Source organism: Carboxydocella thermautotrophica, assembly GCA_003054495.1.
Lineage (GTDB): Bacteria > Bacillota.
The window spans coordinates 1,333,036-1,354,858 of the sequence record CP028514.1; the positions used below are offsets into that span (position 1 = coordinate 1,333,036).

The 21,823-nt window shown below is 40.2% G+C and carries 23 protein-coding genes; 22 read left to right on the plus strand and 1 reads right to left on the minus strand.

Annotated features, from left to right (window positions below):
* Nucleotides 1-11: 11 nt before the first annotated feature.
* The 22 genes from CTH_RS06705 (at nucleotide 12) to CTH_RS06805 (ending at nucleotide 20,341) form a co-directional block, all read left to right on the plus strand.
* Entirely contained in the window at nucleotides 12-845 is an 834-nt protein-coding gene (locus CTH_RS06705; RefSeq protein ID WP_159073830.1) for an HDOD domain-containing protein, read from the plus strand.
* A gap of 90 nt (nucleotides 846-935) precedes the next feature.
* Entirely contained in the window at nucleotides 936-2,441 is a 1,506-nt protein-coding gene (locus CTH_RS06710) for a YifB family Mg chelatase-like AAA ATPase (RefSeq protein WP_079906829.1), read from the plus strand.
* Nucleotides 2,442-2,495: 54 nt separating this feature from the next.
* A complete protein-coding gene (locus CTH_RS06715) occupies nucleotides 2,496-2,657 on the plus strand; it encodes a sporulation peptidase YabG (protein ID WP_078664364.1) in 162 nt (53 codons plus the stop codon).
* Nucleotides 2,658-2,754: 97 nt separating this feature from the next.
* The gene (locus tag CTH_RS14125) at nucleotides 2,755-2,967 is read left to right on the plus strand and encodes a hypothetical protein (RefSeq protein ID WP_159073831.1); all 213 of its coding nucleotides are present in this window, start codon (nucleotides 2,755-2,757) and stop codon (nucleotides 2,965-2,967) included.
* A gap of 4 nt (nucleotides 2,968-2,971) precedes the next feature.
* Entirely contained in the window at nucleotides 2,972-4,036 is a 1,065-nt protein-coding gene (locus CTH_RS06720) for a sensor histidine kinase (protein WP_159073832.1), read from the plus strand.
* Nucleotides 4,005-4,676 carry a response regulator gene (locus CTH_RS06725; protein WP_078664366.1) on the plus strand — a complete coding sequence of 224 codons (672 nt, stop codon included), beginning with the start codon at nucleotides 4,005-4,007 and terminating at the stop codon, nucleotides 4,674-4,676. The genes CTH_RS06720 and CTH_RS06725 overlap by 32 nt, the downstream gene beginning before the upstream one ends.
* A 193-nt stretch (nucleotides 4,677-4,869) precedes the next feature.
* Nucleotides 4,870-5,067, plus strand: coding sequence for a hypothetical protein (locus CTH_RS06730; RefSeq protein WP_078664367.1), 198 nt, complete (start codon nucleotides 4,870-4,872; stop codon nucleotides 5,065-5,067).
* 11 nt (nucleotides 5,068-5,078) lie between these two features.
* Entirely contained in the window at nucleotides 5,079-5,609 is a 531-nt protein-coding gene (locus CTH_RS06735; RefSeq protein WP_159071865.1) for a QcrA and Rieske domain-containing protein, read from the plus strand.
* An 8-nt stretch (nucleotides 5,610-5,617) separates the two neighbouring features.
* The gene (locus tag CTH_RS06740; RefSeq protein ID WP_078664369.1) at nucleotides 5,618-6,268 is read left to right on the plus strand and encodes a cytochrome b N-terminal domain-containing protein; all 651 of its coding nucleotides are present in this window, start codon (nucleotides 5,618-5,620) and stop codon (nucleotides 6,266-6,268) included.
* A gap of 25 nt (nucleotides 6,269-6,293) precedes the next feature.
* Nucleotides 6,294-7,799 carry a c-type cytochrome gene (locus CTH_RS06745; RefSeq protein ID WP_079933638.1) on the plus strand — a complete coding sequence of 502 codons (1,506 nt, stop codon included), beginning with the start codon at nucleotides 6,294-6,296 and terminating at the stop codon, nucleotides 7,797-7,799.
* 9 nt (nucleotides 7,800-7,808) lie between these two features.
* The gene (locus tag CTH_RS06750; protein ID WP_078664371.1) at nucleotides 7,809-8,873 is read left to right on the plus strand and encodes a hypothetical protein; all 1,065 of its coding nucleotides are present in this window, start codon (nucleotides 7,809-7,811) and stop codon (nucleotides 8,871-8,873) included.
* 75 nt (nucleotides 8,874-8,948) lie between these two features.
* Nucleotides 8,949-9,929 (plus strand): cytochrome c3 family protein, encoded by a 981-nt coding sequence (locus CTH_RS06755; RefSeq protein ID WP_107753379.1) that lies wholly within the window; start codon nucleotides 8,949-8,951, stop codon nucleotides 9,927-9,929.
* Between the two features lie 5 nt (nucleotides 9,930-9,934).
* Nucleotides 9,935-10,582, plus strand: a complete 648-nt coding sequence (locus tag CTH_RS06760) for a tetratricopeptide repeat protein (protein WP_079906840.1) — start codon at nucleotides 9,935-9,937, stop codon at nucleotides 10,580-10,582.
* 11 nt (nucleotides 10,583-10,593) lie between these two features.
* Complete coding sequence (locus tag CTH_RS06765) at nucleotides 10,594-11,532, plus strand: NHL repeat-containing protein (protein ID WP_079906841.1); 939 nt, start codon at nucleotides 10,594-10,596, stop codon at nucleotides 11,530-11,532.
* 181 nt (nucleotides 11,533-11,713) lie between these two features.
* Nucleotides 11,714-13,495, plus strand: a complete 1,782-nt coding sequence (locus CTH_RS06770; protein WP_159071867.1) for a cytochrome c3 family protein — start codon at nucleotides 11,714-11,716, stop codon at nucleotides 13,493-13,495.
* A 56-nt stretch (nucleotides 13,496-13,551) separates the two neighbouring features.
* A complete protein-coding gene (locus CTH_RS06775) occupies nucleotides 13,552-14,472 on the plus strand; it encodes an NHL repeat-containing protein (protein WP_143311763.1) in 921 nt (306 codons plus the stop codon).
* Nucleotides 14,469-15,932 carry a cytochrome c3 family protein gene (locus tag CTH_RS06780; protein WP_078664377.1) on the plus strand — a complete coding sequence of 488 codons (1,464 nt, stop codon included), beginning with the start codon at nucleotides 14,469-14,471 and terminating at the stop codon, nucleotides 15,930-15,932. The genes CTH_RS06775 and CTH_RS06780 overlap by 4 nt, the downstream gene beginning before the upstream one ends.
* 15 nt (nucleotides 15,933-15,947) lie before the next feature.
* Complete coding sequence (locus CTH_RS06785; protein WP_107753383.1) at nucleotides 15,948-16,856, plus strand: cytochrome c biogenesis protein ResB; 909 nt, start codon at nucleotides 15,948-15,950, stop codon at nucleotides 16,854-16,856.
* A gap of 1 nt (nucleotide 16,857) precedes the next feature.
* A complete protein-coding gene (gene ccsA, locus CTH_RS06790) occupies nucleotides 16,858-17,640 on the plus strand; it encodes a cytochrome c biogenesis protein CcsA (protein WP_078664379.1) in 783 nt (260 codons plus the stop codon).
* Nucleotides 17,641-17,769: 129 nt separating this feature from the next.
* Nucleotides 17,770-17,955 carry a hypothetical protein gene (locus CTH_RS06795; RefSeq protein WP_078664380.1) on the plus strand — a complete coding sequence of 62 codons (186 nt, stop codon included), beginning with the start codon at nucleotides 17,770-17,772 and terminating at the stop codon, nucleotides 17,953-17,955.
* A 491-nt stretch (nucleotides 17,956-18,446) separates the two neighbouring features.
* On the plus strand, nucleotides 18,447-18,815 hold the full coding sequence (locus CTH_RS06800; RefSeq protein WP_200803449.1) for a DUF485 domain-containing protein: 369 nt from the start codon (nucleotides 18,447-18,449) through the stop codon (nucleotides 18,813-18,815).
* Nucleotides 18,812-20,341, plus strand: a complete 1,530-nt coding sequence (locus CTH_RS06805; protein ID WP_107753386.1) for a solute symporter family protein — start codon at nucleotides 18,812-18,814, stop codon at nucleotides 20,339-20,341. Before CTH_RS06800 ends, CTH_RS06805 begins: the two co-directional genes overlap by 4 nt.
* Before the next feature lie 27 nt (nucleotides 20,342-20,368).
* Here the strand turns inward: CTH_RS06805 and CTH_RS06810 are convergent, their stop codons facing one another.
* On the minus strand, nucleotides 20,369-21,742 hold the full coding sequence (locus CTH_RS06810; RefSeq protein WP_078664381.1) for an RsmF rRNA methyltransferase first C-terminal domain-containing protein: 1,374 nt from the start codon (nucleotides 21,740-21,742) through the stop codon (nucleotides 20,369-20,371).
* Between the last annotated feature and the right edge of the window lie 81 nt (nucleotides 21,743-21,823).

A 21,823-nucleotide genomic window follows, 5' to 3' on the forward strand; every position in this document is an offset into this window, starting at 1 on the left:
AGGAGAAGAAGTTGGCAAAAATCAGTTTAGAGCAGTTTATAAAAGCAGTAGAGGATATACCGCCGTTACCTCTTACCGTTACAAAAGCTCTTCAGGTTATAGATAATCCTAATTCCGGTCCAAGGGACTTAGCAAATATCATTGGCTCAGACCAGGCAATGACAGTAACACTGCTAAAGTATGCCAACTCAGCATTTTATGGTCTATCAAGACGCGTAAGTACTATTAATGAAGCGATAGTAATTATGGGGTTTGCCGCAATTAGATCCCTTTTAATGAGTTTTGCCCTTTCCAAGACATTAAATCGTGAAATAAAAGGCTATGCTATGCCCCAGGGAGAAATATGGAAACATGCATTATACTGTGGCAATATTTCACGGCACATTGCCAAGAAAATTAAATATCCACAACCAGAAGAGGCATTTGTTGCAGGGCTTATACATGATATAGGAAAAGTAGTATTAAATGAATTTATTTTTGAAGATTACCAACAAGTTCTACAAAAAGTAGAAACGGAACAAAAGCCTTTTGTGGAAGTAGAAAAGGAAATATTGGGTTATAGCCACGCAGAAGCTGGGGCGCTTTTAGGCGAGAAGTGGAAACTGCCTCAGAATATTGTTGAGACCATTGCCTATCACCATCAGCCTAAGGATCATACTAATAAATTGGTTCATATAGTTCATTTGGCTGATGCTCTGTGTCTGATGTTAGGGATAGGTTTGGGCATAGATGGACTATATTATTCTATAAATGAGACATCTTTGCAGCTTTTAAATTTGAAGTCTGAGCAAGTCGAACTGCTAATTGCAGAGATTGATGGTAATGCAGAAATTCCTCTCCCGTAGGTTCGAATTTTTTTTTCGAACCTTTTTTGTTTCTCAAGCAGGAAATTTCAAGCTAGTGTAGAACATAAGTTCTTGGGAGGGGAAGAAAAAATGTTCGTTAAAGTTAAAAGTGTCGGTATATATGGTTTGGATATTTATCCGTTATTGGTGGAGGTGGATGTTCAACGGGGATTGCCAAGTTTTGAAATTGTAGGTCTGCCAGATAAAGCAGTAAAAGAAGCCAGGGAGAGAGTGCGAAGTGCCATTAAAAATTGTGGTTGGCAGTTCCCATTGGCAAGAATTACAGTTAACCTATCACCAGCCAGTATAAAAAAAGCTGGGCCCTTTTATGATTTACCCATAGCAATAGGAATTTTACTGGCTTCACAACAGCTTTGCTTGCCAGAAAAAGTTCTAGAGCAGACCTATTTTATGGGGGAATTGTCCCTGAATGGAGAAATAAGACAGGTGAAAGGAATTTATGCTGCCGCTCTCATGTTGTCTGAACTGGAAAATAATTGCTATTTATGCTCAGCTGTGAAGAGTGCTGTTGAAGCCAGTGCTGCGGGAATTATTTTTTATGGTTTAACCACTCTAAAAGATCTAATAGACCTAAGCGAAAATAAATTGAGGCCAAAGAAAATTTTGCCGTCATTTTCAACATCTCTAAATAATCCGGACAACGGTTTATTTGAAGAGATCTATGGTCAGGAGCAGGCAAAATATGCTGTTCAAATTGCTGCTGCGGGAGGCCATCATTTACTTCTACAGGGACCACCAGGAGTTGGTAAAACTATGCTAGCCAGATTATTAGCGCAATTGTTACCACCACTGACTACTCATGAACAAAAGGAAGTTAATCGTATTTATAGTCTTGCCGGTATTGAAAGAACTTTCTTAGATAATTGCCGTCCTTTTCGAGCTCCTCATCATACCGCCAGTAAAGCAATAATTATTGGTAGTCCCAGAAGGCAGATGCCTGGAGAAATTACTTTAGCTCATCGAGGAGTATTATTTTTGGATGAAATTGCTGAATTCTCTAGAGATGTGCTGGAATCTTTACGGCAACCGCTAGAAGAAGGAAAAATTAGCCTTGGTCTGGTTCAGCAGAAACTGGAATTTCCGTCGGTTTTTCAGCTAGTAGCGGCAATGAACCAATGTCCATGTGGAAAAGATAAGACCGAGTGTAAGTGTTCGCCAGCTCAGGTCGAAAGATATCGATATAAATTATCAGGTCCCATTCTAGATAGAATTGATCTAAAGGTTGAGCTTTTTCGTCCAACCTATAAAGAAATAAAATCAACATCAGTTTTTAATAAAGGTAAAGTAAAACAGCAAATTGTCCATGCGAAGGAAATACAAATGAAAAGATATGGTGTTAGACATCTTAATAATGCTAATGTTTCTCTAAGCATTTTTCGTGAAAAAGCGGAGATTTCTGAATCAGCTCTGGAGTTGCTGGATTACGCTTATGAAAAATTTAAGATGACAATGCGCAGTTATTGGCGTGTTTTTCGAGTAGCCCGGACTATTGCAGATTTGGCAGATAGCTTACTAATCAAGGAAGAGCATATGGCAATAGCATTACAGTATAGAATTTTAAACGAAAATAACTGAAGATTATGGCATTTACCTTTATCACCTGCATATAATATCAGGGGGTGAAGGTAAATGCGAACTGGTTTTAAAGTCAAGAGAAAATCCTATGGGATGGATGTGGTTTTTCGGGTTATTCATATTTGCCAATATGAGCGCATTGCTATTCTTGAGGCTGAAGATAGTGACAAAAAGTTTTTCGCTGATGCCCCGTTAGAAGATTTAGTAATCATATAGCTAACTGAACCTGTCGTTGACAGGTTTTAATTTTTTTAAAGGAATTGTAAATCATATGTCGAATAAAAATTTGTATAAAGCTGAGAGGAGGGAAAGGATGCAGGAGTTACGTAAAATGCGGATCTGGTTTGTGTCAGTAACAGCTATATTTGTCGGAGCTTTTGAATATATCCGTCATTACCCTTTACATGAAACATTGGAAGAAATATTTCCCGGGTGGCAGGAAAACTTTTTTTTCTGTACTATTCTTAATGATTGGAGTAATGTTATTATCCAACCATATTTTCGTAAAATTAAAAAAGGTAAGTGAAAGTTTGAGCAAAATCGTTCAGACTTCACCTGATGCCATTATTTTTATTGACGGTAACCAGAAAATAGATATGTTAAATCCAGCTGCGTTAAAAATGCTTGGGATTGATGATAATAAGCAGGTGCAGCTAAAAATTCATTGTTCGAATATTTTAAACTGTCAAAATGAGAAAAAAGAGAAGTTGTGTAACTCAGAGGAATGTCCTTTTAACTGTACGAAGAACAGTGAAAATCGCATATGTAGAAAAGAGATATATATTAGCGACTCAAATGGAATAAATATTCCAGTGGAAGTAAGCTGTGCTAAACTGAAAGAAGATAAAGTATTTAATGGTTGTGTTTTTATTATTAGAGACATGAGAGATCGAAAACGCAAAGAGGCCTTAGAAAAACAGCGAATTAGTGAAAAAGCCATTGCTGAAGAGCGCTATCGTCTTGCCCGAGAAATTCATGATGGTTTGGCGCAAGGATTAGGATATTTGAATTTGAAAATGAGAACATTAATTGAGACTTGTAGAAAACAAGGATATAATTCTATACTGAGTGAGATGGAAGAATTGATTGCTATAATCAGTGATCTATATCAGGAAACCAGGCTTGCAATCAGAAATTTACATAGCACAAAACTAATAACTAACGGACTTAATTCATATATTGAAAGTTATCTTTCCAATTTTGCCAGACAGCAAAATATTATGGTAGACTATAAGTGGGTTTCCTCAGGAATAATTAATAATGCTGAAACGGAAATGCATATATTAAGAATTGTTCAAGAAGCATTAAACAATATCCGTAAGCATTCCGGTGCAACGGAAGTAAAGATACTATTAGAAGAAAATGATGGCCACTGGCTCTTAGAAATATATGATAATGGTTGTGGTTTTGAGATAGAAAAAGTGGATCGAGATAAGCATTTTGGACTAAATAATATGATAGACAGAGCTAAGATCATTAAGGCTGATTTTCAAATTTATTCAGGAGAGCAGGGAACCACTATAAAGTTGATCATACCTAAACTAAGCCAGGAGGGCGACTTTGATGGAAAAAATTTTGAAAATACTGCTGGTTGATGATCACAACCTTTTCCGCAGAGGAATCAAAAGTATTATTGAATCCCATCCCGCTTTAAAGGTAATTGGAGAGGCAAGTAATGGTAAGGATGCAATTAAAAAAGCCCATGAACTAAAACCGGATCTGATATTGATGGATATTAATATGCCAGAAATGAATGGTCTTGAAGCCACAAAAGTTCTTATTGCTCAAAATGTTGCTGCAAAAATAATAATCCTTACTGTCGAGGAAGAAGATGAAATTCTCTTTGATGCGATAAAACATGGTGCTAGTGGATATTTGCTAAAAAATCTTGAACCTGAACAGTTAATAAATTATTTATTAGAGACAAGCAACGGAATTGTGCCTATATCTCCACACCTGGCAACCAAGATTATACATGAATTTGCGCGCTTATCCCAGTACAGACAGGAGCATAAAGGGGATAATGAATCTACCGAGCCCAAGAAAGAGTTATCTTTAAGGGAAAAAGAGGTTTTAAGAATGGTGGCACAAGGTTATACAAATAAAGAAATAGGTGCTGCTCTATGTATCTCAGAGAATACAGTCCGCAATCATTTGAGAAATATCCTGGAAAAGTTACACCTGGAAAATAGAGTACAAGCTGCAGCCTTTGCTACCAGGGAAGGGTTAATTTAATTTAGTCCAACCAGACCAGCGAGAAGCTGGTCTTTTGGTTTTTTTGGACGAATGTCAATTTTCTGAATAGTATTATTTTGGTCGTAAATTAGTCTATTTCGGCCATGTAGTTTTTCGACCACTATTGTTAAAATTTTTTTAGAGACATAAAAATTCAGAATATTACGTACCATCAAAGGGAAGGAGTGGGTGAATGGAGACATTATTGTTGATATTAATGTTAGCCATATCTATCCTGATTAGCTGGATTTTAGTTGGACGTAAGGAACCTGAAGCCGGATCAATGAAGAAATATTTATTTCTGGCTATTGGCTATGGTGTTGCTAATGGTGCTATCTTTGCTGGAGCAATAGCTCTTATTAATTTATTGCAATACCATACACTGAAATGAGGAGGATTGTAATGGAAGAACAAAAGGAAATTTTTCATGCTGAAGCAAGTGACGAAATGGACGAAATCAGTCGCCGTAAGTTTTTAACAACCATGCTCGGTTTAACAGGGTCAGCAATTGCTTTGAGTCTGGCCACCCCATTAGCCGGATATGCATTAGCTCCGGCGATGAAGAAAGAGAAAGTGGAATTTATCGAGATAGGGAGTATCGCAAATTTCAAGACAGGGGAACCAATTAAAGTGGATTTCGAATTCACAAAGAAGGATGGCTGGGTAGAAACCAAACAAAAACGCTCGGTGTGGGTAGTAAAAAAAGATGAAAATAATATAACTGTATTTTCGCCTAACTGTACCCACCTGGGATGCGGATACAACTGGGACGCAGCCAGCAAACAATTCAAGTGTCCTTGCCATGGGGCAGTATTCAGTATGGATGGTGAAATAGTTGCGGGACCTCCCCCACGCCCATTAGATCGCTATGAAACTAAAATTGCTGATGGTAAATTGCTAATTGGGAAGCTAATCCAGGCTGAGGAGGCTTAAAACAGGTGATGACAGAAAGAATATATAACTGGATAGACGAAAGGCTACAAATCAAAGATCAAATCAAGGAAATACTGGACCATCCTGTTCCTCCACACGTGAACTTTTTATACTGTTTTGGAGGAATAACCTTTGTTTTAATTATGTTGCAGGTGATCACCGGTATTTTCCTGACTATGTATTATGTACCATCTCCTGACCACGCCTATGCTAGTGTTGAGTATATAAGTAAGGAAGTGGCTTTCGGCCGGCTAATTCGAGGAATGCATCGTATTGGTAGTTCTGGAGTTGTCATAATGGTAGTTGTACATCTCTTGCGAGTTTATTTCCACGGGGCTTACAAAAAGCCGCGGGAACTGAACTGGATGGTGGGTGTTGGGTTACTGCTCATCGTCCTAACTTTTGGGTTTACAGGTTACCTGTTGCCCTGGGACCAGAAAGCTTACTGGGCTACTGTGGTTGGAACTAAAATGGCTGGTTCAGTTCCAGTTATTGGCGAATTTGTTCTGAAGGCGCTGAGAGGCGGCAATGACCTGGGAGCGGTAACTCTGACACGCTTTTATTCACTGCATATCTGGTTCTTGCCCGGGGTTCTCTTTGCATTACTGGGGGCTCATTTCTTTATGATTAGAAAACAAGGGATTTCCGGTCCCCTATAAGATTCCAGTTTAAGGAGGCAGAAGAATGGCTGATCTAAAACAACACGGGAAAGGGGAGCCCTTTTTTCCTGGCCATATCCTCAAAGAAGCCGTGGTTATGTTATTAACGATAATTATTGTAATGTTTCTGGCTGTAACCATTGATTTGCCCAATGAATCTGTAGCTGACCCCACAGATACGTCTTACATCCCTCGTCCAGAGTGGTATTTCCTTTTTCTCTTTCAATTTTTGAAGTATTTCCCGGGTAGTATGGAAGTTGTTGCTGCCGTTCTTTTCCCGGCTGCTTTCATTGGTTTGTTATTATTCCTGCCTTTCCTGGACAAGAATCCGGCCCGTCATCCTAAAAAACGGCCACTGGCTACTTCATCGGCAATAGTAACAATGGTAGGAATTATAGTTCTGACTATACTGGGGATGGATGATGGAAGTAAAAATACCCAGCATACCATAACCTTCTTTGAAAAATGGAAATATGGTGTTATTATCGCCATTATCTTTATTAACTACATTGTTACCTGGATGCTGGTAAGCAAAAATTCACCAGTCAAAGATTCGGCAGCTAAAGCTATTACCGCTTCTGTACTGGCAGTATTAAGTATTATAGCAATCTCAACCGTAGTAGTTTTTTCGGCCTTGGAGCCGAACCAGGTTAAGGCTGCTGCCGGAGAAGGCAACCCCGGTAAAGATGTGTTGCTGGCAAAGTGTACATCCTGTCATAAATTTGAGGGACAGGGTGCTGATTTTGCCCCTGATTTAAGTAAAGGTCCCAAGAAATATAAAGGCAGTGAAGAAATAGCTAAGTTCCTTAAAGATCCTGCTTCGGTAGGCTCGGGTATGCCTAAACAACAATTGACTGACGATGAAATTAAGCAATTAGCTGATTTTCTGGCCAGTTTACAGGGAGCTGATGCAGGTAGCAGTTCTGGAGCGGCAGTTGAAACGTCCGGCTCCCCTAATAATGGTGGTGGAGGCAATGCTGACAAAGGTAAATCAGCTGTTGAAACCAACTGTATTGGTTGTCATGCTGTCAATGGCAAAGGTGGCACAGCAGGTCCGGATTTGGCCAAGGTAGTAGCTAATTATGACGAAAACAAGCTCAAGGAATTCCTGAATAATCCATCAGCTGTTAAACCTGGTACGCCAATGCCCAAGTTGCCGCTTGCTGAAGAAGATCTCAACAATATCGTTACCTATTTAATGAGTCTGAAAGGAACAAATAAAACTGATACTGCGCAGCCATCAAACAATATCCCAAGTGGCAATGCGCAACCATTGAGTCAGGAAAAAACTTTTGAGTTTGCCATAAAGACCATCGAAGCTAATAGCTGTAAGTCTTGCCACAAAATCAAAGGGGATGGAGGAAGTTTTGCACCCGATTTATCCAAAGTCGGCAGCTATCGTGACAAGGATTATATTGTTAAATTCCTCACAAATCCCAAGGCTGTTAATCCCAATACACAGATGCCCACAGTACCCCTCTCTAAAGAAGAGATCAATGCAGTGGCTTCTTATCTTGCCAGTTTGAAGTAGGTGGAGCAGATGCTGTGGAAGGAAATAAAAGCCTGGAGCCATGAGCATTGGAAACATTTTATTCTGATTCTGGTGATTACGCTGGTATTATCCTTCGCTACCACCTATGAATTGCAAAAATTGGTAGCGCCAAAACTCTGCAGCAGCTGCCACGAGGGGTTATCAGTGGCTCAAGCAATGCAGAAGGGTAATCATGCCCGCTTCAAGTGTGAACAGTGCCACCGCGAGACAGGCATTGGTATCAGTTTGATTCCCAAAACAAACATCATACCGGATAGTGTGCAGGGTAAAATTCCAGTTGATAAAGAAATTTGCCTTGAGTGTCACGCAATTGAAAACCGTCAGGTTACACCACGAATACCTATTAAGGTGCCACATAAGGAGCACCTGGCTAAAGGTATTCAGTGTGTGCAATGTCATATTGGAGTTGTTCATGGACAAAGACCATCTCGCGGTGCAGGAGTTGTCACTTTTAAAGGCCCTGCAATGCCAACTTGTATCAAGTGTCACCTCGAAAGAGGAGTACCTACTAACTGCTCATGGTGTCATCTACAGGATTTAAAACCCCAGTCCCATCAAGATAGAAATAAATGGGTCTGGAAAGGGGAGCATGGCTTGATGGCTCAGAAAGACGTGGGGGTCTGCGAGATGTGCCATGCTTATACCAAAGACAGAGCTGTAAATATGGGCAATAATAACAAACCTGCTGAGTTCGCTCGTAGCAATGCTTTCTGTTCAGGATGTCACATAAATAAACCACCCAGCCATACCGAAATTTGGCCAATTGTGCATAAGCAACAGGCAATACCTAACCGGGCAGCCTGTCTGGTTTGTCATAATGAAAATAAACCTGATCCGTCGGAACGAATTACCCAGAGAATTTATTGTTTCAAGTGCCACAAACCAAGGGATGGGATACAGGGGAATATTACCAATCACCCAACCAACTGGCGAAAACTTCATCCAAATGTAGTTAAGTCAATTGGGATCGTGGAAGGTAAATGTTTTAATTGTCATGCAAGTAACCATTGTGCTAAATGTCATAGGGCCTATAACATTCATCAAATTAACTGAAAGATCGGCAGGTAGACGGGAGGGGAATAAATCCCTTCCCCCTCCTCCCTTCCGAAAGGAAAGGACTAGAGGTTAATGGCCGTAAAAGAACTGCTAATAGTTGTTCTGATCGGGCTGATAATTGTGGGAATATTTGTTAATATTTATCAGCTTGACCTGAAAGAATTTTTCCTCGAAAGCTTATTGGGACTGGTGTCACCAAATAAATATGCGGAAGTAGAAAGCAAAAAAAACTTAATTAATCGCATTCCACGAGAGTTTAAGGTGTGCCTGGACTGCCACGATACGCTTGTGCAAAAACTGCAGGAAAAAAACATTCATCTTCCGGCAGTAATGGGTCAATGCGGAGTTTGTCATGTTGTAACTGGCCATCCTGGAGCCAGTGCTCAGTACACTTTACCTTTAAATGAATTATGTTTTACCTGCCATAATCGGATCTGGGATAAACAAAATCAATATCAACACAGACCTTTTGAGCTGGGCAAATGTGCGGATTGTCATGATCCCCATGGTTCTCCAAATCAATATAATCTGCGCCTGGTACCGCAGTTATTGTGCAATACCTGTCATAATATGGGGATTAGATATGGTAAATACAAAGTTCAGCATCCGCCGTTTGCAACTAACCAGTGTCTCGGTTGTCATTATCCTCACAGCTCACCTTATCCCAAAAACCTCAGAGCTCCAGTAAACGGGCTCTGTAACACCTGTCACTTTGCTACATTGCCGGGCCAATACGCACTTGTTAAACATCCTCCTTTTCGGGATGGACGCTGCATTGAGTGTCATCATCCCCATGCTTCGGATAATATGCGAATGTTAAGAAAGCCCATCCCATACCTGTGCTTGAATTGTCACGATAATGAAAGGCAAATCGGCTGGTATAAAAAAATGCATCCTTATGGCGAGAAGTTTCCAGATCGCGCTGAAGGAGGTAGCGTCACTTGTTTAAGTTGCCATCATCCCCATGGTACTGGTAATCCCAGGATGTGGCGACGACCTGGAAATTACCTGTGTTTTGGATGTCATCGCAATAAAATGGAGCCGATGAGGTGAAAAATATGGACTTACAGCCTCAAGAAAACATTATTCCGCTAAACCGCGCAATCATCTATTTGACCATTCTCATAATAACCGGTCTGTTAGTATTCTATTCTATTGGTAAATTTCTGTTCTGGAACAAACCAGAATTCCAGTCCAAAACCGAATATGATCTCGCAGTTGCCATGGAAAATGTAAAAAAATATCCGCAAAACGCGCTATTACGGGTTGAACTGGGCTGGGCCTTTGCACAGGCCGGTAATTATGATCGGGCCCTGGAAGAATACCAGAATGCTTTAAAAATTGATAAGAAGAACGTTGCAGCTAAATATAATATGGCCTTGATTTATCTGCAAAAAAATCAAGATCAAAAAGCGGTTAAATTACTCGAAGAACTTATCAAGGAAAGGCCAGCCTTTACAGAAGCCAGACTTACACTGGGCGAATACTACCTGCAGACTAAAAAGTATGATGATGCTTTAAAGCATTTTCATTTTGTGCTAAAGGCTAACCCTGGCACAGTAGACTATATCTATTTGATAGGTCAAGCGTTAGAGGGTAAAGGCAAAATAAAAGAAGCAATCCAGCAATATGAGCTGGCTTTGCGATATGTGCCTGATTTTCAACCAGCTAAGGAAGCCCTGGAAAAGTTGAAGGCCAAAAAATAGGGGGCACTATTATGGACAAGAAAAAATTTAAGCAATTATCGCTGGCAAGTCTAATAATTTTATTGCTGGTCTTTGCCTATTTTTACTGGCAAAAAACAGACCCCCTGGAAACCATACCTGTAGGCGATATAAGTGAACCTCCCAAATATGTTTTGTCTATGTATGGGGACAAAAAGTATTCTTTAGAACAACCTTTAGGTATAACAGTTTATGACAATGAGGTTTTTGTCTCTGACTCGGACGCAGGTAGAGTGTTGGTCTTTGATCAGAATGGTAAGTTATTGAGGATTATTGGAGAAAAAGACAAAAAGCTTAGAAATCCTTATGGTCTGGCAATTCACGCTGGAAAGCTTTATGTGGCTGACGGAGGACTGGCAAGAATCGCTATCTTTACTGTCCAGGGAGATTTCAAGGGGTACTGGCTTCCCAAGGAGGAGAATCGAATTAATGTGCCTGCGACGATATATGTAGATGACAATAGAATAGTAATCAGCGATTTGGTTCGCAGCGGTATATATGTTTTTGATCATCAAGGTAACCTGAAATTAGCTTTTGGCGGCAAAGGTACAGAAAAAGGCTTCTTAAATAAACCCCACGGCTTTGTAATTAATGAGCGGGGAGAATTTATTGTGGCTGATAGTAACAATAATAGAGTGCAGATTTTTGATAACAAAGGGAAATTTATCAAAATTCTTGGTGAGAATGAAAGCAATAAAGGAGAAATATTGACCCCAAGAGGCATCACCCAGGACGAACAGGGTAATATCTATGTCGTCTCCGGTCTGGAAAACAGAGTTTATGTTTTTGATAAAAATGGAAAATTTAGATTTAATTTTAACGAGACCGCTAATGGTGATACTTTAGGCTTGCCCAGTGGAATCGCCTACTCAGGACGTAAAGTCTATGTAACAGAATATGCCAATAAGCGGGTAAGTGTATTTAAGTATTAAATGAGCCTGTAAGGCAGATGCCTTACAATATAAAAATAAAGGGGTGATGGGTTAAATGTCTATTTTAAAAAAGAGAGGAGGACCTATATTGAAAGGGCGCTGGTTGACCCAAATATCATTAATTGGATCTCTGCTTTTATTCAGCGCTCAAGCAGCTTACGCTTTACCAACAACTCCACCATTGGCCAGTACTACCCTTAGCAGCGCGGCCAGTGCTGGAGGAACTACGATCACTGTTACCAGTACCACTAATATTGATGTTGGCGATGTACTGGTCCTTGACCAAGGCGTAATTGGCAAGGAAGAACGGGTGCGAGTAGCTGGTATAGCTGGAACTACTATAACCATAGCCGGAGCAAGTAATGGTTACAAGTTACAGTACAGTCATAATAGTGGTGCTACTGTAGTAGAAATTGATACTGTTGGTTTGACCAATGCCAATCCCAATACTCCTGCTACTACTTATGAACACGATCCGGGAGATCCTGATAATTTCCAAGGGGTGATGGATCCTAATTTTAATAACAATTTACCGGTCACCAGTGGGCCTCACGGTCGTTATACCACCAATACCAATGGTTGTGGACGCTGCCATCAATTACACCAAGCTAAAAGTATAAGATTAATCAGGTTTGATACAGCTGCAGCTCAAAACCCAATTTATGGAGTTTGTACTTATTGCCATAGTTTTAATGGGCAAAGTACCTATGATGTTAAAGATGGTATGATCTGGGATACCAACAATGGCTATCGCTATGCTACTAATGGTGGTGGTTTTGAACGCATGCTGGTGGTTGAGGGGCCGGCACAAGTAGCTACTGTAGTAAAAGTATCGGCTAAACACCGAGTAAATGAACAAGCAACTATAAATACCGATGGCTCAATTTCTTATGTAAAGTTTAATGCCCCTGGAGGTTACCAGGAAACAAACGGTCACGTGGAATTGCGTTGTTCAAGTTGTCATCAGCCCCACGGAACTTCTAACAGCCGTCTGCTGGTAACCAGAATACAAACAGCAGATACCAGTGGGAACCCCATCTGGCGTGATACATCTACTTCTGGAACTAAAGTAGTAATTAAGGTAAATAACCCTTTTAGTGATGAAAAAACAGAATACAACGAAGAAATTGCTACTTTCTGCGGCGCGTGCCACTATGACTATCTTTCCAGCAATGCTTCACAGAAAAGTGGATATTATATGCCCAATTATTATCGCCACAAGATGAAAATGGGACCCAATTCAGGTTTAAATGACATTAACACAAATGATGGTACTTTTGGTTATAATTCCAGTAAATTGGTTTTACCGCTGGCCAGCATCGGAAATGATGGTACTAGCACCGGAGCTGCCAATACTGTTATATGTTTGACCTGTCATTACGCCCATGGGACCTTTGTGCAGGTAACTGGAATAAAGACTTATGACCAGATCCAGCTTAATAGTAATACTAATCTAAATACAGTTAATGGCTATGAATCTCCCAAAAACCTGCGGATGGATAACAGGGGAGTCTGCCAGAACTGTCACAACAGAACAAAGAGTACAGTAAAACCGGTACTGGTGCAGGTTTTAGATCCTGCTCAAGATGGTTCAAAAGAATATGGTCAGACTGGTTCGTTGCTACCTGGTAAAGCTGTTTCACCCACTGCTAATACCATTCTAATCCGCTTCGACCAGTACATGTGGAGGGATAAAACCGATCCGACTGGTGTTGCTGGTAGTGTTGAAAACACTGGACATTACAAGGTGACAGACATGACAGCTAGCCAGAATATTTCTGTAACATCTGCTACTCTGCAGCCCGATGGACGTACTGTACTGTTAACTCTCGGCTCTAGTCTTACTCCTGGTAACCAGATTAAAGTCGAACTGCAAGCGATTGGTGCTACCAATATTAAAGACCTGAACTTTAATGAGGTAAACCCGGCAGATACGAATAATATTGTAACTTTCACTAAATAATTAGGCGCGGGGAATCTAGCATGATTCCCCGCTCGACCTTCTTCTGGGGTGGGAAAATGGCCAGAAAAATTAGTTGTTTCTTATTTGCTGTTGTTTTTTTTCTAGGAATTGGAGCATATTATTTCTCTCACGGTTATTCATTATCTTATTCTAGTCCTGCAAGAAAAACGATTTATCATTTTTGGCCATCTGGTAATAATAGAATGCTTAATCAACCATTGGATGTAGCTAAGACAGGTAACGATTTATACTGGATTGCTGAAAGTACAAACCAGCGGCTTAGTGCCGTCAATAATAACGGCACAATAGTAAAAGTTATAAACTTAGAGGGAAATTTCGCCCCTGGGAGTATTTGGTGGCAAAACAACCATCTTTATGTTTGTGATTTAAATAGTAATCAAATAATGATATTAGATAAAAATGGAAATTTGATCAATCGTCTATTTTTATCAACAAATGGGGCTATTGTTAAACCTGTTTTTATTACAGGAGACAACCAAGAGCGATTATTTGTGGCTGATGTTTTTTACCATCAGGTAATTGTTTTGGATAACCTGGGTAATATCATTCAGAAAATCGCTAAGCCGGGCCATGAAAAAGGCCAGGTCTATTATCCTTACGGTATCGCTTATGATCAAGGGAACAAACGAATTTATGTCAGCGATTTTGGCAACCAGGAAGTAGATATTTTCGATATAAATGGCAGTTGGCTAGGGGATATCCCCACCTTAAGAGGCAAGCAAATACGCGGTCTGGCATGGGATGAGCGCCGCGAATTGCTTTGGGCCGTCGACATTTTTAATCATTCTGTTTTAATCTTAAATAAGGAATATAAAATTGTTGAACAAATTAATGAGCTGTCAACTGGCCAGTTCTTATATATCCCAAATAGCGTAAGGGTTTTCGGTAACGAAGTACTAATTGCAGACAAAGAAAATAACCGGATAGTACAGAGGATTGAGGTCGATAGAAAATGAAAAAATTTTTTCAGATTATCTTTATGTTTTTTTTCTCATTTTTACCCATAACTCCGGTTATGGCAGCCCCTGACTATCCATTAATTATAAATTACAGGCCCCTGGCAGGAGATCAAGGGGCAGGCATTGATACCGTTAAATCCCCTATTACTATTACCTTTGACCGGCCTATGAATGCTGCTACAATTAATACAAGTACTTTTTATCTCAAGGATAGTAATAATAATTTACTAAATACAACTGTCACTTATGATAGTAATACCAGGGTGGCTACCCTGACATTAAATCCTGCATCAACAAAATTGAATACTAATCAAGTCTATACTGTTTTTGTTATTGGCGGAGTTTCTGGGATTAAAGATAGCAATAATAATCCACTTCCAGGAAATTTTCAATGGTCTTTTGCGACAGGAACTTCGGATTATTTTGTGCCTCATCGCAATTATTCTACCAGTACTGCAAAATGTGGAATATGTCACCAACTGCACCAGGCACCGGAGTATCGACTGGTGCGTAACAGTTCTACTTCAACTCTTTGCTTTACTTGTCATGATGGATCTGCCAGCAATTATAATATTAAATCACTTTTTGCAGCTGGCACCATTTCCTTTCACCCGGTGGCAGGCATATCTTTGGCTGGTAATTCTGATAAACTGAGATGTGTTGATTGCCATAACCCTCATAATGTTAATGATAACCGTCCCCTTGCGCCAGCTGCTTCAGGTGCTTTGTCTTATAGCCGCGGAGTTGCACCACCTGCGCGGCCAGCCTGGAGTCAGGTCGCAGAAGGGGACTGGAATTATAAAATAAGTATTTCGTATCAATACGAACTATGTTATCGCTGTCACTCAACCTGGGATCCAGCCAACCCAACCCATGCTGCTTTAACTTTACGGGATATTGCCAGGGAATTTAATCCTAATAATAAGGCTTTTCATCCAGTAGAAGCAGATAGTCCCAACACAAAGGGAATTTTTGTTTCCGGCTATTCCGCAAGTACCAGGATCTTCTGTACTGATTGTCATGGCTCTCCGGTTTCAGGTGCAGCCAGAGGACCTCATGGCTCTACAAATGTTAAGATTTTAAAAGGACTTTATGATAATAATACAGGAACTGGAAACAGCCAGCATTTATGTTTTCGCTGTCATAATTATAACGCTTATGCCCAAAGAGATCCTTACAGAGATTCAAATCTCACAGGATTTTATAATAGTAATAGAGGCAATCTGCATGCTTATCACACGGACAAATTAAACAGCATTCGCTGCCAGTATTGTCATTCTGCGGTAGTACACGGTCTTAATAGCAATAAACACCTGATTCTGAACACCAGTTTGGAATCCAATCCCTACAAAAGTAGTATTGCCAAAATTACTTACTATCAAGAAAGTAGTGGTAACTATAGTGCAAATAACTGCCGGGTTAATGATACTAATCTTTGCAGTGCACATTCAAATTAATGGAGAGTAATTAGTATGTTAAGAGTATTATCCAGTATCCGATTAGCTAATTTAATCATATTAGTTTATTGTATTTTCTTGATTATCGCTATGCTTAAACCTGAAAAGAAGCTGCTGGATTCTATTTGGTTTTTTATTTTAGGGATATTGTTTTTTTTCAATCTTACAGCCTGTACCCTTAAACAATTGGTTAATTATCGTAAAAACAAAATTGGCTTAGCGCTCTTTCATATTGGACTAGTATTAGTCCTTTTGGGAAATGGTATCAATTTTTTCTGGGGAAAAGAAGGTATTTTACAACTGGGGATTGGACAAACCAGGATTGTTGATAAAAGCAATTTATTAAATTATCGGGAGGGCAAATTTGCTTCCCCGTGGGAAGGGGATTTAGAAATCACGCTCCAAGATATAAAAATAGAAATGGATCAGGGTAAACCTAAAGTTAAGTATGGAAATTTACTGGTAGTAAACAGGAAAAACAACGCCATAGCTCAGATACCTTTTGATTATGTAAATTCATTTCAGTCAAACGGCCTTTATTTCTGGCCTTTGGAAAGAGGCTATGCTCCTGTATTAGAGTTAACGGATGAACTGATTCACTGGAGTCTACAAACTAAAAAATTAAATAACCAGGAAGTGTACGAAGGAAATTTAAAAACTGGTGATTTAGACCTGAAAGGCCAGCTGAAAGAGCAAAAATTGATTTTAATCTATCAACAAGGAAAAGAAACAAAAGAGAAAGTTTTAAGTCAAGGACAAACAGTATTCATTAATGGACAACAAATTAAATGGCTTGAAACCTCATACTGGCTGGCCTTTTCTGTTAAATACCAGCCAGGCAATAGTATAATCTGGCCAGGAACTCTCTTGCTGATTATTGGTAGCGCCTATCATTATCTACCACTGCTTTGGAAGAAGGGATAACATGTTTAAACTTCAAGTAATAAATTTATGGACAAGCGTTAGTTTCTATGGTGTCGCCTTTGTTTTTTGGGTTGTTCACAGCTACTGGTATAAACCCATTCTGCTTAGGTTTAGTAATTATTCAGGTATAATCGGCTTTGTTTTTCATACTATAGCGTTAATTCTACGCTGGATAGAGGTTAATCATGGCCCCTATCATAATTTTTATGAAGTATTAATTTCTGACATGTGGGTAGCCTTATTGTTTTTCGGTATTTTAAGCTATAAGTTACCTGAACTAAAAAACGGCGCCCTTATCGTATATCCTTTGGCTATGGTAGTTATAGCTTATGCTGTCTTCCAAACCCCCCAGCAAACAGAACTTCCACCTTCATATGCTACTTACTGGCTGACCATACATGTGCTCTTTGCTAAACTGTCCTATGGTTCCTGTTTGCTTTCGGCTGTAGCTGCTGCTCTATATCTGCGTGAAAGAAAAGAGATTTTCGAGAAATGGCAATATCGGCTTGCAGGTATAGGATTCTTTAACCTTGCTGTAATGATTGCTTCAGGAGCAGTTTGGGCATATAAAGCCTGGGGGCGTTTCTGGGGCTGGGATCCCATCGAGACCTGGGCTTTGATCTCCTGGCTTGTGTACGCATTGTACTTACATTTATGGAGAACGCAAAACTGGCGTGGCACAAAATCAGCCTGGTTGGCTATTATCAGTTTCTTATTCGTAATCCTGGCATTTTTCTGCCTTAAATTTCTATATCCTTCTGTTCACGAAAATCTCAGCATATAGAATATTTAGTTCATCTGGAGCAAAAAGATTACCCTCCGGGGTAGTCTTTTTTTGGCACAATCAGAGGATGGTAGAACTGCCAGAATTGTCACTATAATTGAAATAAGAGAAATAAAAGGGGGAAATAGCATGGATTGGTCAACTTTAATGGCCCATATGTATGGAACAGTTATTAGCGGAGTTATGTTTGCTGCAGGTATATATTTTTTCTTTGGATTAAGTGGAAAAACTTCCTTTGGTTATAAAGCTTTTGGAGCGGTTATGAGTAGTCTGGGAGGGTTGCTCTTTTTGCTGACCTTAATTCCTGCATTTTAATGCCAAGGAGGTTACATCAGCAAATGTCCATAGTATGCAAATGCGGATATGAACATTATGATGAATCCAAAATCATTAAACGACGCGATCCAATCACAAATCAGGTACGCCCAGTTTGTAAAATATGCGGGAGAAGAGTTTTTTTTAAATCTGTTAATCCTGCTCAATATAAGAGAATGTTAAGATCTATCCAGACATAGGATAGGTCTTTTTTTTACCCTAAATGGTAGAGCGAAAGGCAAAAAGTTTTATATGAATAGCAATTCAGTGCAAAACTAAAATGTAGCTAAATGTTTTAGTTAACAAATATTCATGTTTTTGAGCAGTTTAGTGACTATCTCTGTTTTTTCCCGGGATTTTTCTCGTCGAATTTTAGGGGCTGGCTTATAATATGACTAAACAATTCAGTATTCGGAAAGGAGGTAATTTGAGGCCAGGAGCCCGTAGCAGACAATAACTAACCTCAATTAATTTAAGAAAGGAGTGGCAGTATGAGCATTAATACTGAGGTCGGAATGGGTCAGAACGTAATTGAACATCCAAAACGTTCCCAGGCTGAATGGAAAAAAATCGCTGATAGTCCTGATTTTAAAACTCTTATTAACGCCAAAGGAAAATTTTTGATTCCTACCATCATATTTTCTTTTGTTTATTACTTTGCACTTCCTATTTTAGCTGGTTATGCCCCTGGCTTAATGAAAACAAAGATTGTTGGTGCTATTAATTTTGGCTATTTATTTGCACTTTCCCAGTTTTTCGTAGCCTGGATAATTGCCGGACTTTATAGCTCAGTATCTAATAATACCTTTGATCCGCTGGCAGAAAAAATTAAGCAACAACAGGGGGGGAAGGGTAGATGAAGATTATTACTTTTGGTCTATTTGCTCTTGTTGTTCTTGCTACCCTGATTATTACTTACTGGGCAGCACGACGTACTAAAACTACTGCCGAATTCTATGCTGCTGGCCGCAGCTTAAGTGGTATTCAGAACGGTTTTGCTATAGCCGGTGACTATATGAGTGCCGCTTCATTTCTGGGGATTGCTGGACTCATTGCTTTAAATGGCTATGATGGTTTTATGTATTCTGTAGGTTGGCTGGTAGCATATATTACTGTTCTACTGGTCGTAGCCGAACCCTTACGAAATAGCGGTAAATATACCATGGCCGATATGCTGGCTTACCGCTTAAAACCCAAGCCGGTGCGGACTGCAGCAGCCCTTTCTACTCTAGTTATCTCCACCTTTTATCTATTAGCCCAAATGGTGGGTGCAGGTAGCTTAATTAAAATGCTAATCGGCTTATCCTATGAAACCTCCATTATTATAATCGGTATAATGATGATCTTATATGTTGCCTTCGGTGGTATGCTGGCAACCACCTGGGTACAAATCATAAAAGCGGGATTATTAATGGCTTGTGCAATTGTTTTAAGCTTTGCGGTTTTAGTAAAATTTAACTTCAATTTCGTGGACTTTTTTGGCGGTTTAAGCCAGAAGTACGGCCAATCATTCCTGGAGCCAGGGAAATTATATAAGAATCCCATTGAATTAATCTCATTAGGATTAGCGCTAGTTTTAGGTACTGCGGGAATGCCTCATATTCTCATGCGCTTCTATACTGTACCTACTGCAAAAGAGGCCCGGAAATCCGTTGTTTGGGCAATGATTTTAATCGGTTCATTCTACATTATGACAACTTTCCTTGGATTCGGAGCAGCATACTTTGTTGGAGCAGATGCGGTCAAAGCTGCTGAAAAAGGCGGTAATATGGCAGCTCCAATGCTGGCCCAATATCTATTCGGTGGACCTAATACAATTGGTGGTGAAGCTGGTTTAGCTTTCGTTTCTGCGGTTGCTTTCGCTACAATCTTAGCAGTAGTTGCCGGTTTGACTCTGGCTGCATCCAGTGCCTTTGCCTATGATTTTTACACTAATGTAATTAAGGGTGGCAATGTGGATGAAGCTACTCAGGTTAAAGTCGCGAAGAGAACAACTGTAGCTGTTGGTATTGTAGCAATAATTTTGGGGCTTCTAGCTAAAGGCCAAAACGTCGCCCATCTGGTAGCTCTGGCCTTCGCAGTTGCATCCTCTGCCAATGTGCCGGTTATTGTCTTCTCGGTATTCTGGAAGAAGTTCAATACTGGTGGTGCTGTAACCGGTATCCTGGTTGGCCTGGCTTCCTGTATCATTTTCCTCCTGCTAGGCCCCAATGTGATGGATCCAAAGACTGCAATCTTTCCACTGAAGAATCCGGCTATTGTTTCTGTTCCGTTAGGATTCCTGGGTGCCTATCTGGGCAGCTTGTTCTATCGTGAACCGGAAGCCGAAGAGAAATTCGAAGAACTCTACGTACGGGCCAATACCGGTATTGGTGCAGAAGTGTAAAAGAAGCCCCGGCAAAATGCCGGGGCTTCATCTTAATCCCTTTGGATAATGATTTTTAATTAAATGTCCATCATCTTTACCCCAGCCTACTGGAAAACCATTTACTGTTATAGTTAGCCAGCCTTTATTGCCTGAAGCAGGTAGAGGATGGCCAGCAAAGTATTGGAATAATTGTTGATCATCAGGTCCAAATTCAACATTATTAATTGTTTTAATTAACGGCCAGGCTAGAGCGGCACTATGAGCAGGCTCAAACCGATTTTTCTTGAATGCTCCTAAAAGCAGTCCAGGACGCAAAATTTTAAGCCCATTAAAATCAGGGGGCTGTAAGGGGAGCCAGAAAAGATGCTGGTTTCTTTCAAAATAAAATCCTTCTGGGCAGCTATCCAAAAAATCTTTTGCGAATGCTTGCCACGTTTTCAAAGCTGAATTTGTTATATTAACATTAGCTCGTTGGATCTTTGAAGAGATACCCGTTTCTGTTTTTCTCAAAAGAGCAATGAAATGGCCTTCGCCTTCCAGTTTATGAGGCCACAATCTAGTGCATTTTTCCAGCTCGCGATTATTTAAGAGAAGCCATTCGGGATGTCCGCCATCAAAAACAGGTAAGGGATCTGGATGGGAAATTAGACTTAATTCGGGAAAATGAGTCAAAAGCCAGTCAATTACCCCTTCATTTTCAACAGGGTTAAAGGTGCAAGTTGAGTAAACCAGGGTACCTCCTGGTTTGAGCATTGTCACAGCGGCAGAGAGTATTTCTTTCTGGCGTTCAGCACAGAATTCCACCCCGCGCCAGGTCCACTGAGCTCGCAAACTAGGATTTTTGCGGAACATTCCTTCCCCTGAACAAGGAGCATCAACAACAATTTTATCAAAAACCTGAGGTAATTTTTGAGCTAGTTTGGCAGGCAGTTCGTTGCTGATTATACAGTTACCAACTCCCAGTCGTTCTATATTTTCTGCCAGCACTTTTAGTCTGGTTGCAGATGGTTCATTAGACCATAGCAATCCCTGACCGCCCAGGCGGGCAGCTATTTGGGTAGATTTTCCGCCAGGAGCAGCGCATAAATCCAGGATCCATTCACCAGGCCGGGGGTCTAAAGCACTTACAACGGCCATGGCACTTGGCTCCTGCAAATAATACAGGCCTGCCTGGTGATAGGGGTGATTCCCGGCTTTCGCTGACCGGGATATATAATAACCTTCCTTACACCAGGGGACCGGTTCTTCTAAAAAGTGGAGCTCTTGCTTCAAAGTATGTGTTTGGATCTTTAATAGGTTTACCCTTAACCCTTTCCGGGCGGTTGTTGAGTAGGAGTTAAGAAAAGCGGTGAACTCATTGCCAAGCCAGGACTGCATTTTGGTTGTATACTCTTCAGGGAGAGGAGGGAATTGGTTCATTCATGTATCGCTCCTTTTTATCAAACAGGACAATTTAAGGCTAGCTGTCTAATTGCACGCTAAACGGTATTATCTACAGTC

Excerpts from the sequence above, each read along its gene's own strand:
- CTH_RS06710 (WP_079906829.1), top strand. The coding sequence starts at position 936 with ATGTTCGTTAAAGTTAAAAGTGTCGGTATATATGGTTTGGATATTTAT.
- CTH_RS06715 (WP_078664364.1), top strand. The coding sequence starts at position 2,496 with ATGCGAACTGGTTTTAAAGTCAAGAGAAAATCCTATGGGATGGATGTG.
- CTH_RS14125 (WP_159073831.1), top strand. The coding sequence starts at position 2,755 with ATGCAGGAGTTACGTAAAATGCGGATCTGGTTTGTGTCAGTAACAGCT.
- CTH_RS06725 (WP_078664366.1), top strand. The coding sequence starts at position 4,005 with ATGGAAAAAATTTTGAAAATACTGCTGGTTGATGATCACAACCTTTTC.
- CTH_RS06730 (WP_078664367.1), top strand. The coding sequence starts at position 4,870 with ATGGAGACATTATTGTTGATATTAATGTTAGCCATATCTATCCTGATT.
- CTH_RS06735 (WP_159071865.1), top strand. The coding sequence starts at position 5,079 with ATGGAAGAACAAAAGGAAATTTTTCATGCTGAAGCAAGTGACGAAATG.
- CTH_RS06740 (WP_078664369.1), top strand. The coding sequence starts at position 5,618 with ATGACAGAAAGAATATATAACTGGATAGACGAAAGGCTACAAATCAAA.
- CTH_RS06745 (WP_079933638.1), top strand. The coding sequence starts at position 6,294 with ATGGCTGATCTAAAACAACACGGGAAAGGGGAGCCCTTTTTTCCTGGC.
- CTH_RS06750 (WP_078664371.1), top strand. The coding sequence starts at position 7,809 with ATGCTGTGGAAGGAAATAAAAGCCTGGAGCCATGAGCATTGGAAACAT.
- CTH_RS06755 (WP_107753379.1), top strand. The coding sequence starts at position 8,949 with ATGGCCGTAAAAGAACTGCTAATAGTTGTTCTGATCGGGCTGATAATT.
- CTH_RS06760 (WP_079906840.1), top strand. The coding sequence starts at position 9,935 with ATGGACTTACAGCCTCAAGAAAACATTATTCCGCTAAACCGCGCAATC.
- CTH_RS06765 (WP_079906841.1), top strand. The coding sequence starts at position 10,594 with ATGGACAAGAAAAAATTTAAGCAATTATCGCTGGCAAGTCTAATAATT.
- CTH_RS06775 (WP_143311763.1), top strand. The coding sequence starts at position 13,552 with ATGGCCAGAAAAATTAGTTGTTTCTTATTTGCTGTTGTTTTTTTTCTA.
- CTH_RS06780 (WP_078664377.1), top strand. The coding sequence starts at position 14,469 with ATGAAAAAATTTTTTCAGATTATCTTTATGTTTTTTTTCTCATTTTTA.
- CTH_RS06785 (WP_107753383.1), top strand. The coding sequence starts at position 15,948 with ATGTTAAGAGTATTATCCAGTATCCGATTAGCTAATTTAATCATATTA.
- ccsA (WP_078664379.1), top strand. The coding sequence starts at position 16,858 with ATGTTTAAACTTCAAGTAATAAATTTATGGACAAGCGTTAGTTTCTAT.
- CTH_RS06795 (WP_078664380.1), top strand. The coding sequence starts at position 17,770 with ATGGATTGGTCAACTTTAATGGCCCATATGTATGGAACAGTTATTAGC.
- CTH_RS06800 (WP_200803449.1), top strand. The coding sequence starts at position 18,447 with ATGAGCATTAATACTGAGGTCGGAATGGGTCAGAACGTAATTGAACAT.
- CTH_RS06805 (WP_107753386.1), top strand. The coding sequence starts at position 18,812 with ATGAAGATTATTACTTTTGGTCTATTTGCTCTTGTTGTTCTTGCTACC.
- CTH_RS06810 (WP_078664381.1), bottom strand. The coding sequence starts at position 21,742 with ATGAACCAATTCCCTCCTCTCCCTGAAGAGTATACAACCAAAATGCAG.